Source organism: Mycolicibacter arupensis (assembly GCF_002086515.1).
GTDB classification, from domain to species: Bacteria; Actinomycetota; Actinomycetes; order Mycobacteriales; family Mycobacteriaceae; genus Mycobacterium; species Mycobacterium arupense.
Map to the genome: position 1 here is coordinate 48,252 of NZ_MVHH01000024.1, position 14,375 is coordinate 62,626.

The 14,375-nt window shown below is 68.3% G+C and carries 11 protein-coding genes and 1 pseudogene; 10 read left to right on the forward strand and 2 right to left on the reverse strand.

Annotation, left to right across the window (positions count from 1 at the left end; all coding sequences use genetic code 11):
- Positions 1-4: 4 nt before the first annotated feature.
- The 3 genes from BST15_RS12710 to BST15_RS12720 are packed head-to-tail and all read left to right on the forward strand — an operon-like array spanning position 5 to position 2,362.
- Complete coding sequence (locus tag BST15_RS12710; protein ID WP_046190830.1) at positions 5-781, forward strand: lysophospholipid acyltransferase family protein; 777 nt, start codon at positions 5-7, stop codon at positions 779-781.
- Positions 782-785: 4 nt separating this feature from the next.
- Entirely contained in the window at positions 786-1,532 is a 747-nt protein-coding gene (locus tag BST15_RS12715; RefSeq protein ID WP_046190829.1) for a lysophospholipid acyltransferase family protein, read from the forward strand.
- The gene (locus BST15_RS12720) at positions 1,532-2,362 is read left to right on the forward strand and encodes a Cof-type HAD-IIB family hydrolase (RefSeq protein ID WP_046190828.1); all 831 of its coding nucleotides are present in this window, start codon (positions 1,532-1,534) and stop codon (positions 2,360-2,362) included. The genes BST15_RS12715 and BST15_RS12720 overlap by 1 nt, the downstream gene beginning before the upstream one ends.
- A gap of 30 nt (positions 2,363-2,392) precedes the next feature.
- Here BST15_RS12720 and BST15_RS12725 read toward each other — a convergent pair whose 3' ends face one another.
- Together BST15_RS12725 and BST15_RS12730 are read right to left on the reverse strand one after the other, a co-directional pair.
- A complete protein-coding gene (locus tag BST15_RS12725) occupies positions 2,393-4,117 on the reverse strand; it encodes an N-acetylmuramoyl-L-alanine amidase (protein ID WP_046190827.1) in 1,725 nt (574 codons plus the stop codon).
- Positions 4,118-4,285: 168 nt separating this feature from the next.
- Positions 4,286-5,177: pseudogene (locus BST15_RS12730) on the reverse strand (hypothetical protein).
- Positions 5,178-5,395: 218 nt separating this feature from the next.
- Here BST15_RS12730 and glf point away from each other — a divergent pair.
- From glf to BST15_RS12765, 7 genes are all read left to right on the forward strand, one after another.
- The gene (gene glf, locus BST15_RS12735) at positions 5,396-6,598 is read left to right on the forward strand and encodes a UDP-galactopyranose mutase (RefSeq protein ID WP_188108836.1); all 1,203 of its coding nucleotides are present in this window, start codon (positions 5,396-5,398) and stop codon (positions 6,596-6,598) included.
- A complete protein-coding gene (locus BST15_RS12740) occupies positions 6,595-8,490 on the forward strand; it encodes a glycosyltransferase (protein WP_046190824.1) in 1,896 nt (631 codons plus the stop codon). Before glf ends, BST15_RS12740 begins: the two co-directional genes overlap by 4 nt.
- Positions 8,487-9,050, forward strand: coding sequence for a phosphatase PAP2 family protein (locus BST15_RS12745; RefSeq protein WP_046190823.1), 564 nt, complete (start codon positions 8,487-8,489; stop codon positions 9,048-9,050). The genes BST15_RS12740 and BST15_RS12745 overlap by 4 nt, the downstream gene beginning before the upstream one ends.
- Positions 9,047-9,970, forward strand: a complete 924-nt coding sequence (locus tag BST15_RS12750) for a decaprenyl-phosphate phosphoribosyltransferase (protein ID WP_046190822.1) — start codon at positions 9,047-9,049, stop codon at positions 9,968-9,970. The genes BST15_RS12745 and BST15_RS12750 overlap by 4 nt, the downstream gene beginning before the upstream one ends.
- Entirely contained in the window at positions 9,948-11,972 is a 2,025-nt protein-coding gene (gene aftB / locus BST15_RS12755; protein WP_046190821.1) for a terminal beta-(1->2)-arabinofuranosyltransferase, read from the forward strand. The genes BST15_RS12750 and aftB overlap by 23 nt, the downstream gene beginning before the upstream one ends.
- A 276-nt stretch (positions 11,973-12,248) precedes the next feature.
- Positions 12,249-13,241, forward strand: a complete 993-nt coding sequence (locus BST15_RS12760) for an esterase family protein (protein WP_046190820.1) — start codon at positions 12,249-12,251, stop codon at positions 13,239-13,241.
- A gap of 164 nt (positions 13,242-13,405) precedes the next feature.
- Positions 13,406-14,299, forward strand: a complete 894-nt coding sequence (locus tag BST15_RS12765; RefSeq protein WP_046190819.1) for an alpha/beta hydrolase-fold protein — start codon at positions 13,406-13,408, stop codon at positions 14,297-14,299.
- Positions 14,300-14,375: the final 76 nt, after the last annotated feature.

The following is a 14,375-nucleotide window of genomic DNA, read 5'->3' on the forward strand; positions in this document are numbered from 1 at the left end:
TGGCATGCAGCCGGTCTTTCGCGCGATGGAGCTCACGGCGCGCACCGCGGTGCGGCTGACCGGGGCGCGGATCGACTATCTCGGGCTGGAGCACATTCCAGCCGAGGGTGGTGCCGTGATCGCGATCAATCACACCGGCTATGTGGATTTCCTGCCTGCCGGGCTGGCCGCCTACTACCGGGGCCGCCGGATGCGGTTCATGATCAAAGCCGAGATGCAGCAGGTGCCGGTAGTGAACTACCTGATCAAACACACCGGCACCATCCCGGTGGACCGTGCGGCCGGGGCCGGTGCCTACCAGCACGCGGTGGCGGCGCTGCGTTGCGGCGAAGTGGTGGGCGTCTACCCCGAGGCCACCATCAGTCGCAGCTTCGAGCTCAAGGAATTCAAGTCTGGGGCGGCCAGGATGGCCCTGGACGCGCGGGTGCCGATCGTGCCCCTGATCGTCTGGGGCGCCCACCGGCTGTGGACCAAGGGCCACCCGAGGGCGCGAATGCTCCGCAGCGGAATTCCCGTCACCGTGCTGGCGGGAGAGCCGTTGGCGCCCGCCGGCGACGCCGCCACGCTCAGCGCCCGACTGCGCGAGCGGATGGCGCCGATGTTGGCCCAGGTGCAACAGGAGTACCCGCACCCCGCCGGTCAGTTCTGGGTGCCGCGGCGTCTTGGCGGCGGCGCGCCGACCCCGGACGAGGCCAGGGTCGTTGAAGAGCAGGAGCTGGCGGAGCGCAGGCGCAAAAGCTCCGGCACCAGCCAGACCGACCCGTCGGGCACGGAGCTGTAAAGACATGGCCGAACCCTTCTTCCGGACGCTGGAGCTCGTGATTCCGCGGCTTGCCGCCGCGAACGGGCCGCATGTGACGATCGAAGGCCTGGACAACATTCCCGAGCAGGGCGGTGCAGTGGTCGCGGTCAATCACACCAGTTACCTGGACTGGTATCCGGCTTCGGTGGCTGCCCTGCGGCGCCGGCGCCGGTTGCGGTACATGATCAAGGCCGAGATGACCGAGGTGCCGGTGGTCGACTACGTGATCAGGCACGCCAAACTGATCCCGGTCGACCGGTCCGCAGGGGCGGGAGCCTACGACGAGGCGGTGCGGAGGCTGGCCGACGGAGAGCTGGTCGGACTGAATCCCGAAGCCACCATCAGTCGCAGCTTCGAGCTGCAGGAGTTCAAGACGGGAGCCGCCCGGATGGCCCATGCCGCTGACGTGCCGCTGATCCCGGTCATCGTCTGGGGCATCCACCGGGTCTGGACGAAAGATCACCCAAAGAATTTGTGGCGCAATCACATTCCTGTACTGACCAAGATCGGCCGGCCGATGGCGGCATCGGCGGACACGACGGCGAGCACCGCCGCGCTGCGGAACACCATGGCGGCCATGCTCGAGGAGGCGCAAATGGAGTACCCACACCCCGCAGGGGCGCATTGGGTGCCGCGCAGGCTGGGCGGCGGTGCGCCGACTATGGACGAAGCCCTGCAGCTGCGCGCAGCCGAGCTGGCCGAACGTGATCGCCGACGGAGCGCGCACTGATGCAGCCCCACAGTGATCGACTGGCGCTGATCGCCAGCGATGTCGACGGCACCCTGCTCGACGACACCGAGAACGTCACCCCGCGAACCCGGGCAGCGGTGCGCGCGGCCGTGGACGCCGGCACACACTTCGTGCTGGCGACGGGACGCCCGCCGCGGTGGATCGCGCCGGTGGTCGATGCGCTCGGATTCGCCCCGATGGCGGTGTGCGCCAACGGTGCGGTGATCTACGACCCGGCCACCGATCGGGTGGTGTCGGCGCGGACGCTCTCGGTCGACAGCCTGGTCAAGCTGGCCGAAGTCGTGGGCCACGCGCTGCCGGGAGCGGGTCTGGCGGTGGAGCGGATCGGTCTGAGCGCGCACGATGCGGCCACCCCGCAGTTCGTCAGCTCGCCGGGCTACGAACACGCCTGGCTCAACCCGGACAACACCGAGGTGTCGCTGGAGGATCTGCTGTCCCAGCCGGCGATCAAGCTGTTGATCCGCATGGCAGGGACTTCCAGCGCCGAGATGGCGGCGCAGCTGCAGCCGCATATCGGGACGGCCGCCGAGATGACCTACTCCACCAACAACGGCCTGATCGAGGTGGTGCCCCCGGGCATCACCAAGGCCAGCGGTCTCGAAGAGCTGATCGCGCCGATGGGCCTCGGGGTCGAGCAGGTGGTGGCCTTCGGCGATATGCCCAACGACGTTCCGATGCTGGTACGCGCAGGCCACGGTGTGGCGATGGGCAACGCCCACCCCGAGGTGCTGGCGGCGGCCGCGGAGATCACCGCACCCAACACCGACGATGGCCTGGCCCGGGTCCTGGAGCGGATCTTCCTGCGTTGACTCTGCGCTGACGGCCGCAGAGTCGACGGGCTATCCGAGGGAGAAGGGATCGATCACCCGCGAGAAGCGCTCCAGCTGCACCGGCGGGCCCTCCGGAGGTGGCGGGGGCAGCTCTTCGGCATTGCCGTCGACGACCCGGATGATCGTTGCGTTGGCCCGGTTGTAGTTCAGCGTGCCGTGCTGGAAGTTCTGGCCCACCCACTCGGGTTCGGCCAGTTCGGCGCTGGTCGGCAGTCCCAGGACGCCACGCTCGTAGCCCAGCGAGGCCCACGCGTCGTAGATGGCCCCGGTGACGGGTTGCGCACCGGTCTCCGGCGACCAGTAGATGGCGCCGTGCTCGAAGGTCGCGTACTTGGTGGAACCCTCGCCGATCGCCTCCGGGGAGGTGGGCGCGCCGAGCATGCCCTCCATGCCGCCCAGTTCCAGCCAGCGGGTGTGAATGGCGCCGCCCTCCATGACCCGGGCCAGGTCTTCGGGCCCTGGCGGGTCATTGAAGCGGGCGGCGATCTCGCGAATCTCGTTGAGCGCGACGTAGCCCTGGTCGCCGGGGCACTCGGTGGCGTCGAGGTCGCGGTGGCCGATGATCGAGGGCAAAGTCAGCGATGCCCCGCGGGGAAAGTTCGTGAACGACCCCCCGCCCGAGGTCAGCTCGGCCATGCCGCGCGGGTCGGTGCGATCCAGCCCGAGCCGCCAGCCCAACAGCCTGCCGACCGTTTCGAGCTGGATCGGTGGGGGAGGCGCGTCGTCGAAGGTGCCGATCATCGACACCCCCCAGGTGTTGCGGTTGAAGCCGCCGGCATGGCTGCCCATGATGCCGCGGGCGAGGCCGCCGGCCCTGCCCTCGAATACCTGGCCGAATTTGTCCACCAACGCGTTGTAGCCGATGTCGCACCAGCCCAGGGTGCGGGTGTGATAGGCGTAGATCGCCCGGATGATCTCCGCGGAGTCTTCGGGGGAGTAGTCGTTGGAGCCCGCCGTGTGGTGCACCACGGCCGCATGAACCGGTCCGCTCTCGACGGCCTTGCCGCAGCGGCCGTAGGCGCCCGCGCCCCAGTGGCTGCGCGGGATGATGTTGGGCGGCTGTCCTGGGGCCAGTACCGCCATCGGCGGGGTCCATTGCGCGTCGACGGGGGCCTTGGGCGGCGTGATCAGCACCGCCGAGACGCCCTGCGCAAGCGGTTGTGCCGCGGTGGCCGGCACGTACCCGAGATCGGGTCCCGGCGCCGGCTTCTTGGGGGCAGGTTGCGCTTTGGCTGGGCCCTTCGTCGTGGCCGGGCCCTTGGTCTTGGGTGCGCCGCCGGATGGACTCGGGTCGGTGCGGGTCACCGCGATCTGTACGGCGGTGGTGCGGCCGACGAATACCGGCTCGGTTCCGTCGGGGCCTGAAGCGGGTGCATCGGCAGCGCGGGGGCCCGGTGTCTCCTGTTTGGTCTCGTGCGCGGTCGAATACCACGGGCCCCATGACCCGTCGGCGCGTTTGGCCCGGATCCGTGCCGACGTCCCGCTCAGGTCGGCGCCGGTGAGCGCCACCATAGTGAACGGCTCGTCCTGGGTGATCTCACGAACGGTGACGCCCGGTTCCAGGTCGGGCAGCGGTTGCTGGTTGAGCTTGGTTGCCGCGGCGCTCGGGGGTGACCCGTCCTGATTGGCTGTCCTGTGGGCCGCCCCGGAGTTCAGTGCCCACGGCAGGATCAGCACTGTCGCGACAGTCGCGGTCAGCTTGATCGTCGGCAGGGGACGACGACGGGTTGGCACGTGCTGATGTTACGTATGAGTCATGTGTTGTTGGTGATGCGACACGCGCCTACCCGTGCAGGCCGCTCCGCCGAGGGATAACGGCACCGCAGAGTCGTTCTGGCGCCCGCCGGATGCGGGCTGACTCTGCGGTGCCGTTGGGCGGAACAGCTCCGCTGTATGCCTGTGTCAGGGCAGCGCCGGCGGGGGCGGGGCGGCGATTGCCGGCCCAGCGCCCTGCGCGGCCTGTGCGATGGACGGGATCACCACACCTTTGAGCAGGTCGATGGCCTGTCCGGCGCCCAGCTGGTTGGCGGCGCTCATCAGGTCGCTGACGAGTCCGCCGCTGCTGCTGCTCTCCGGCATCCCCAGCGAGGGGTCGCCGAGGATCGGGTAGGTGCCGTCGAGGCCCGGGTCCAGGCCCAGCGGGGAGGTGAGCGGCAGGCCGTCAGACCCCAGCAGCCCGGTGTCCGGGCTGGTCAGGCCGGGACTGGTCAGGCCCGGGCTGGTGAGGGGACTGGTCAGGCCGGGGCTGGTCAGCGGGCTGGTCAACCCGGGACTGGTCAATCCCGGGCTGGTCAGCGACGAGTCCAGCGGCGGGGTGGTCAGTCCGGGGGTGGTCAGGCCGGGCGTGCCCAGTCCGGACGTGGTCGACACGCCGGGTGTGCCCAGGGGCGGCGTCGACAGCGACGGCGCGGTCAGCGAGGGGTCGGTGAGCCCGGGGGTGGTCAGGCCGGGCGAGGTGAGGCCCGGGGTCAGCAGCGACGGGTCGGTGAGCCCGGGGGGTGCCCAGACCCGGCGAGGTCAGGCCCGGGTACATGCCCGTCGAGGCGCTGCTGTTGTTGAAGCCGGGGACCGGCGGGAGGTTGACCCCGAACTGGGACAGTCCCTGGCTCAGCGCGGAGATCAGCTCACCGGGCAGGTCGGCCACCGATGAGGCGGCAACAAAGTCGTGGTGCTGCGGTGCGCTGTTGTGGGCAACCAGCTCGGACACTGCGACAACTGCGAACGGACTCGCGACCGCCAAGGCGGCGACTGCGCTCATGGTTGTCGAGAGCCTGCGTCGACGTCGGTTCGGCACGGAAGTCTCCTCAATATGTTTTGCCGTCGGGTCCGGTTCTGTTCGGGCCGTCGTGGCGCTTACTGCACTTGCATCTGACCTACGTGACCGACGGTACGCGTGTGACTCGTGTGAAAAGAGTGACGAGATCGAATCGTGAGGAAACTGCTACCAACCCTTCCCCGGCGCGAGGTGACCGCGGGGCGCCGACGATGCGTGCGGCCGCTGGTCGGCTACCCTTGGCGCCGATGACCGCTCGTTTTGACCTCTTTGTCGTGGGTTCCGGATTCTTCGGCCTGACCATCGCCGAGCGCGTAGCGACGCAGCTCGGCAAGCGTGTTCTCGTCGTCGAGAAACGCCCCCACATCGGCGGTAACGCCTATTCGGAGGCGGAACCGCAGACCGGCATCGAGGTCCACAAGTACGGTGCCCACCTGTTCCATACCTCTAATAAGAGGGTCTGGGACTACGTGCGCCAGTTCACCGAATTCACCGGCTACCAGCACCGGGTGTTCGCCATGCACGGTGGGCAGGCCTACCAGTTCCCGATGGGTCTGGGGCTGGTGTCGCAGTTCTTCGGCCGCTACTTCACCCCCGACGAGGCCCGAGCGCTGATCGCCGAGCAGGCCGCCGAGATCGACACCGCAGACGCGCAGAACCTCGAAGAGAAGGCGATCAGCCTGATCGGGCGTCCGCTGTATGAGGCATTCGTCAAGGACTACACGGCCAAGCAGTGGCAGACCGATCCCAAGGAACTCCCGGCGGCCAACATCGCCCGGCTGCCGGTGCGCTACACCTTCGACAACCGCTACTTCAACGACACCTACGAGGGTCTGCCGGTTGACGGCTACACCGCGTGGCTGGAGAACATGGCGGCCGACGAGCGCATCGACGTGCGGCTGGACACCGACTGGTTCGACGTCCGCGACGAACTCCGTGCTGCGAACCCGGACGCTCCGGTCGTCTACACCGGACCGCTGGACCGCTACTTCGACTACGCCGAGGGCAAGCTCGGCTGGCGGACCCTGGACTTCGAACTCGAGGTGCTCGACACCGGCGATTATCAGGGCACGCCGGTGATGAACTACAACGACGGCGACGTGCCGTTCACCCGTATTCACGAGTTCCGGCATTTCCACCCCGAGCGCGACTACCCGACCGACAAAACGGTGATCATGCGGGAGTACTCGCGTTTCGCCGATGACACCGACGAGCCCTACTACCCGATCAACACCGAGGCCGATCGGGCGGTCCTGGCGTCGTACCGGGCGCGCGCCAAAGCCGAACTGGACTCGGCCAAGGTGCTCTTCGGCGGCCGGCTGGGCACCTACCAATATCTGGACATGCACATGGCCATCGCCAGTGCGTTGAACATGTACGACAACGTCCTGGCGCCGCACCTGTCCGACGGTGTGCCGCTGGGGGAGGGCAGTAAGGCATGACCGACAGTTCGCGCGCGGTGAGCCGGCTTTCGCGGATCATCCTGCCCCGCCAGGGTGAGCCGCTGGATGTGCGCAAGCTCTACATCGAGGAATCCGAGACCAACAATCGGCGGGCGCACCCGCTGACCCGCACCAGCCTGGAGATCGGCGAGGAGTCCGAAGTCTCGTTCGCGACGTACTTCAATGCCTTCCCGGCGTCGTACTGGCGGCGCTGGTCGACGCTCGAGTCGGTGGTGCTGCGTCTGGAGCTGACCGGATCCGGGCGCGTCGATGTCTACCGCTCCAAGGCGACCGGCGCGCGCATCGCGGTGGACGGCAAGCCCTTCGGGTCGGTCGCGAACAGCGACACCCCGACGGTGGTCGAATTCGAGGTGGGCCTGCAGCCGTTCGAGGACGGCGGCTGGATCTGGTTCGACATCACCACCGACACCGCGGTCAACCTGGAACGCGGTGGGTGGTACGCCCCGGTCGAGGCCCCCGGAAGGGCTGACATCGCCGTCGGCATCCCGACCTTCAATCGGCCCGACGACTGCGTCAACGCGCTGCTGGCGCTGACCTCCGATCCGGATGTCGACGAGGTGATCAGCGCGGTGATCGTGCCCGACCAGGGCACCCGCAAGGTGCGAGACCACCCCGGCTTCGAGGCGGCGGCAGCAGCACTGGGAGACCGGCTGTCGATTCACGACCAGCCCAACCTCGGCGGTTCCGGCGGCTACAGCCGGGTCATGTACGAGGCGCTGAAGAACACCGGCTGCGAACAGATCCTGTTCATGGACGACGACATCCGCATCGAGCCGGACTCGATCCTGCGCGCGCTGGCGCTGAACCGTTTCGCCAAGAAGCCCACCCTGATCGGCGGGCACATGCTCAACCTGCAGGAGCCCTCACACCTGCACATCATGGGCGAGGTCGTCGATTCGGGCGTCTTCATGTGGACCAATGCCCCGCACACCGAATACGACCACAACTTCGCCACCGACCCGCTGGCCGAATCGCCAGATCTGCACCGGCGGATCGACGTCGACTTCAACGGCTGGTGGATGTGCATGATCCCCCGCTCGGTAGCCGAGGAGATCGGCCAGCCCATCCCCTCGTTCATCAAGTGGGATGACGCCGAATACGGGATCCGCGCCGGCGAGCACGGCTACCCGACCGTCACGCTGCCAGGCGCGGCGATCTGGCACATGGCCTGGAGCGACAAAGACGACGCGATCGACTGGCAGGCCTACTTCCACCTGCGCAACCGGTTGATGGTGGCGGCCCTGCACTGGGACGGCAACATCACCGGACTGATCCGCAGCCACCTCAAGGCGACTCTGAAGCACCTCGCCTGCCTTGAGTATTCGACGGTGGCGGTGCAGAACAAGGCGCTGGACGACTTCATGGCCGGCCCCGAGCACATCTTCTCGATCCTGGAGTCGGCGCTGCCGGACATCCACGCCCTGCGCAAGACCTACCCCGATGCGGTGGTGCTGCCGGCGGCCAGTGAGCTGCCGACTCCGTCGCGGCGCAGCAGGGCGATGCGCCCACCGGTGCAGCCGCTGTCCATCGGCTACCGCCTGGCCCGCGGCATCCTGCACAACCTGAAGGCCACCGAGCCGGAGCACCATCGACGTCCGCAGCTCAATGTGCCCACCCAGGACGCCCGCTGGTTCCTGCTGTGCACCCAGGACGGTGTCACCGTCACCACCGCGGACGGTCGCGGTGTGGTCTACCGGCAACGCGATCGGGAGAAGATGTTCTCGCTGCTGCGCGAATCGCTGCGTCGCCAATACGAATTGGCCCGCCGTTTCGACGCCCTGCGCCGGACCTACCGTGCGGCCCTGCCCACACTGTCGAGCAAGCAGCAGTGGGAGACCGTGCTGCTTCCCGAAGGTGCCACCTCGGCATGACCGAACTCGCCCGTGACCCCGATGCGGTCCCCCCGCACGGCGAAGACGCCGTGCTGGTCGCCGTGCAGTCCGCGCTGACCGGCCGGCCCGGCGTGCTGCCGACGGCCCGGGCGATGTCGCACTTCGGTGAGCACAGCCTGGGCTGGCTGGCGCTGGCGGCGTTGGGCGCCGTGATCCAGCCGCAGCACCGCCGCAGCTGGCTACGGGCCGGCGCCGGGACGCTGGCCGCCCACGCAGCCGCGGTGATCATCAAGCGCATCGTGCGCCGCAAGCGCCCGAACCACCCGGCGATCGCGGTCAACGTCGCCACCCCGAGTGCACTGAGTTTCCCCTCGGCGCACGCCACCTCCACCGCGGCGGCGGCCATCCTGTTGGGCCAGGCGGCCGGGCTGCGGCGCGGGGTCCTGCCCGCACTGCTGATCCCGCCGATGGCGCTGTCGCGGATGGTGCTCGGCGTGCACTATCCCAGCGACGTGCTCACCGGTGCCGCTGTGGGCGCCGCCGTCGCGGCCGTGACAAACCGGGTGATCCGCCTGGACGACTCAGGAGAGCCCCGATGAGCTCAGACACGCACGATCGAACCTCGGAGCTCGGTCCGCCGAGCAACCTGCTCTCCGGAGTCATCAAGGCCATCCGGCCCCGCCAATGGGTCAAGAACGTGCTGGTGGTCGCCGCACCGCTGGCCGCACTCGGAGGCGGCGTCCACTACGACTACGCCGATCTGGCCCGCAAATCGCTGATCGCCTTCGTGGTGTTCTCGCTGGCGGCATCGGCCATCTATCTGGTCAACGACTCCCGCGACGTGGAGGCCGACCGGGCACACCCCACCAAGCGGTTCCGGCCGATCGCGGCCGGGGTGGTGCCGGTCGGGTTGGCCTACGCCCTGGCGGCGGTGCTGGGGGTGGCGTCGCTGGCCATCTCCTGGTGGCTGACCCCGAACCTGGCGCTGGTGATCGGCATCTATTTGGCCATGCAGCTGGCGTACTGCTTCGGGCTCAAGCACCAGGCGGTGCTGGACATCTGCGTCGTCTCGTCGGCATATCTGCTGCGGGCGATCGCCGGCGGCGTGGCCGCCAGCATCCCGTTGTCCCAGTGGTTCCTGCTGGTGATGGCGTTCGGGTCGCTGTTCATGGTGGCCGGCAAGCGCTACGCCGAAAAGCAGCTCGCCGAGCAGACCGGGGCCAAGATCCGCAAGTCACTGGAGAGCTACACCGGCACCTACCTGCGGTTCGTCTGGACGATGTCGGCTACCGCGATGCTGGTCTGCTACAGCCTGTTCGCCTTCGAGCGCGACAACGGTTCGGGATCGTGGTACGCGGTGTCGATCGTTCCGATCGTCATCGCGATCCTGCGCTACGCGGTGGACGTCGACGGCGGTATGGCCGGGGAAGCAGAGGACATTCTGCGCCGTGACCGGGTGCTGCAGCTGATGGCGCTGGCTTGGATCGGAACAATCGGTGCCGCCGTCGCCTTCGGCTAGCTCCGCCCGGGGGGCCGTGAGCGGCAGAGCGCCGGACCCCGGGGTCCGGCCGCTGGGCTGGCCCGCTGTTCGTTACAGCCCGTCCGTTCGGCTGAGTTCGTGGGCCGGGGTGGCGGTGGTGGTGCTGCTGTTCGGGATCGGCGCGTGGCGGCGACGCTGGATCTCCGATGACGGACTGATCGTGCTGCGCACCGTGCGCAACCTGCTGGCAGGCAACGGCCCGGTGTTCAACGTCGGGGAACGAGTGGAGGCCAACACCTCCACGGCCTGGACGTACCTGATGTATCTGGGCAGCTGGCTGGGTGGGCCGGTCCGCATGGAATACGTGGCGCTGGCGCTGGCGCTGGCGTTGAGCCTGGCCGGTGTCGCGATGCTGATGCTCGGCGCCGCCCGGCTTTACGCGCCCGGACTGCAGGGCCGCCGCGCGTTGCTGCTGCCGGCCGGGGCGCTGGTCTACATCGCGCTGCCGCCCGCGCGCGACTTCGCCACCTCCGGCCTGGAGGCCGGTCTGGTGCTGGCCTACTTGGGCCTGCTGTGGTGGATGCTGGTCTGCTGGTCGCAAGCGCTGCGGATGCCGCGTTCGCGAGCGCGCGGTGCCTGGTTCACCGGCTGCCTGGCCTTCGTGGCGGGTTGCAGCGTGCTGGTCCGCCCCGAGTTGGCGCTGATCGGCGGTGGGGCACTGATCATGATGCTGGTCGCCGCCCGGGATTGGCGGTCTCGCACGCTGATCCTGGTGGCCGGTGGGGCGCTTCCGGTGGCTTACCAGATCTTCCGGATGGGCTACTACGGCCTGCTGGTGCCGGGCACGGCGCTGGCCAAGGACGCCGCCGGCGACAAGTGGTCGCAGGGCATGATCTACCTGGCCAACTTCAACGCCCCCTACGCACTGTGGGTGCCCGCCGTGTTGCTGGCGGCGCTGGGTGCCGCGCTGTGGGTGGGCTCCGCGGTCCGCTATCGGCCGCGCCGTCCGGTACCGCCCGGCGTCGGACGGTGGGCCCGGCTGGTGCGCAGCCCCGGCGCGGTGGTGTGTTTCTTCGTGTTCAGTGGACTGCTGCAGGCCGCCTACTGGGTGCGCCAGGGCGGCGACTTCATGCACGGCCGGGTGCTGCTGGCTCCGCTGTTCTGCATGCTGGCTCCGGTGGCCGTCATTCCCGTGCTGCTGCCCGACGGTGCGCGCTTCCGGCGCGAAGCCGGCCTCCCGCTCAGCGGTGCCGTCGGCCTGCTGTGGCTGGCTGTCGCCGGCTGGGCGCTGTGGGCGGCCAATTCGCACGGCATGGGCGATGACGCCACCCGCGTCACCTACTCCGGGATCGTCGACGAGCGGCGGTTCTACTCACAGGCAACCGGCAACGCCCACCCGCTGACGGCCGCGGACTACCTGGGTTATCCGCGAATGCGTGCGGTGTTGACCACGATCGCCGCCACCCCCGACGGCGCGCTGCTGTTGCCGTCGGGCAACTACGACCAATGGGATGTGGTGCCGGTGATCCTGCCGGTGCCGCCGGGGATCGGCGTCCCGGCCGAGCCTGACCCGGACGGATCCGGACCACACACTGTCTTCTTCACCAACATGGGCATGCTGGGCATGAACACCGGTCTGGACGTCCGGGTGCTGGACCAGATCGGGCTCATCAATCCGATCGCGGCGCACACCGAGAGGCTGGAGCACGGCCGGATCGGCCACGACAAGGATCTGTTCCGGGACTGGGTGGTGGCCGACGGTCCCTGGGTCAAGTGGTATCCGCTGATTCCGGGCTACCTCGACCAGGATTGGATCGCTCAGGCGGAAGCCGCCCTGCGTTGCCCCGACACCGCCGCGGTGCTGGGTTCGGTGCGTGCGCCCATGGGTCCGCGCCGGTTCCTGTCCAACGTGCTGCATTCGCCGAGCTTCACCCGGTACCGGATCGAGCGCGTCCCACGTGACGAACTGCTGCGCTGCGGCCTGGCTATTCCGGAGCCGACCAAACCGGTGTACACGGGGATGCCCCCCGAGCTGCCCTGAATGTCCGTCCCGAGAAAATGTGACGGACGTCATGGGGCCTCGGGCGTGTCCGCCCACCGAGCGGGTCCTCACCGGCTCGTATGGGTGTAAACGGTCCCGGGCGTCATTGTCACAAAACCAGGCATTTGGCGAGTGGGTGAGCCCAATGGGTGAACCCCGAGTCTTGGATTTCCGCCATTTTGTGGTTGACTACCTCAGCACTGTTGCGTTCGCACGCACAGATCGGGTCCGAGTCGGACCACGCTATGAGCAAAGTACGGCAACGAATGAATGAGGATGCCAAGGATGAAGTTGCTTGACAGGTTGATGGTCGTCGCTGGTGGCGCGGCCCTGCTGGCGGGACTGGTCGGCGTCGTCGGCGGTACCCCCGAAGCGAGCGCGTTCTCCCGGCCCGGTCTGCCGGTCGAGTACCTGCAGGTGCCCTCGGCGGGTATGGGCCGTGACATCAAGGTCCAGTTCCAGAGCGGTGGCTCGGACTCCCCGGGCCTGTACCTGCTCGACGGCATGCGCGCCCAGGACGACTTCAACGGCTGGGACATCAACACCCCGGCGTTCGAGTGGTACCTGAACTCGGGTATCTCGGTGATCATGCCCGTCGGTGGCCAGTCCAGCTTCTACAGCGACTGGTACAAGCCGGCCTGTGGCAAGGCGGGCTGCTCCACCTACAAGTGGGAGACCTTCCTGACCAGCGAGCTGCCGGCCTACCTGGCCTCGGAGTACGGCGTGAGCCAGAGCCGCAACGCCGCGGTCGGCCTGTCGATGGCGGGTTCGTCGGCGCTGACGCTGGCGATCTACCACCCCAACCAGTTCACCTACGCGGGTTCGCTGTCGGGTTACCTCAACCCGTCCACCGGTAAGGGCTGGATCGGCCTGTCGATGGGTGACGCCGGCGGCTACAAGAAGAACGACATGTGGGGCGACGACAGTGACCCGGCGTGGTTGCGCAACGACCCGACGGTCAACGTGGAGAAGCTGGTTGCCAACAACACCCGCCTGTGGGTCTTCTGCGGTAACGGCAAGGCCAACGAGCTGGGTGGCGACAACATCCCCGCCGTGTTCCTCGAGCAGAACTTCATGATCGGTGCGAACAAGAAGTTCCAGGAGCTCTACACCGCGGCCGGCGGCCACAATGCGGTCTTCAACTTCCCGGAGTACGGCACCCACAGCTGGGAGTACTGGGGCCAGCAGCTGCAGGCCATGAAGCCGGACCTGCAGAGCCACCTGGGCGCCACGCCCGGGGGCGGCGCGAGCAGCAGCTCGGGCGAGTAGTCCGAACACAGATGTACCGCTGACGGCGGCGACCTGCGGGTCGTCGCCGTCAGTCATTTCCTGCCCTGTCCGCGAGCACCGTGTGATTGACTACCCCCCGGGGTCAGGGCGTGTGACCAGCGGGTGGAACCATCGGAGAAGCTGTGCCGACGAGCGAGGTGGATATGAGCGGACTGTCGAAGTTGCTACGGGCGCTGTGCGTCGGGGTGCTGATGCTGGGGTTGTGGGGCGGTGGCGCCATCGTGAGCCCGGGTGCGCAGGCCGCGCAGTTCGAGAACCTCATGGTCCCGTCGCCGTCGATGGGCCGTGACATCCCGGTGGCGTTCCTGAATCAGGGGCCGCACGCGGTGTACCTGCTCGACGCGTTCGACGCGCACCCCGAGCTGAGCAATTGGGTGACCGCGGGCAACGCGATGAACACCCTGGCCGGCAAGGGCGTCTCGGTGGTCGCACCGGCCGGTGGGGCCTACAGCATGTACACTAACTGGGAGCGTGACGGCAGCAAGCAGTGGGACACCTTCCTGTCCAGTGAGTTGCCGGACTGGCTGGCGGCCAATCGCGGCCTGGCGCCGGGTGGGCACGCGGTGGTCGGCGCGGCCCAGGGTGGCTACGGGGCGCTGGCACTGGCCACCTTCCACCCCGACCGGTTCGGCTTCGCCGGTTCGATGTCGGGCTTCCTGGGGCCGGCCAACACCACCGAGAGCGGCGTGATCAGCGCCGGCCTGCAGAACTTCGGGGGCGTCGACCCCTATGGCATGTGGGGTGCCCCGCAGCTGGGACGCTGGAAGTGGCACGACCCGACCGTGCACGCCACGCTGCTGGCGCAGAACAACACCCGGGTCTGGGTCTATGCCCCGCTGGGCGGCGCCTCCAACCCGGCCGCAATGATCGGTGACCCGTCGCAGGCGGCGGGCAGCGGCCGCTACTTCAACTCGCAGTACCGCCAGGTGCGTGGCAAGAACGGCCACTTCGACTTCTCGGCCGGTGACAACGGCTGGGGTTCGTGGTCGTCGCAGCTGGGCGCGATGGCCGGCGACATCGTCGGCGCGATCCGCTAGGGCGGCGCGCTCATTCCCATGCGTTGACTCTGCTCAGTGTGATTCTGGGGAGGTCTGACGCGGTGTGTCTTCGTGA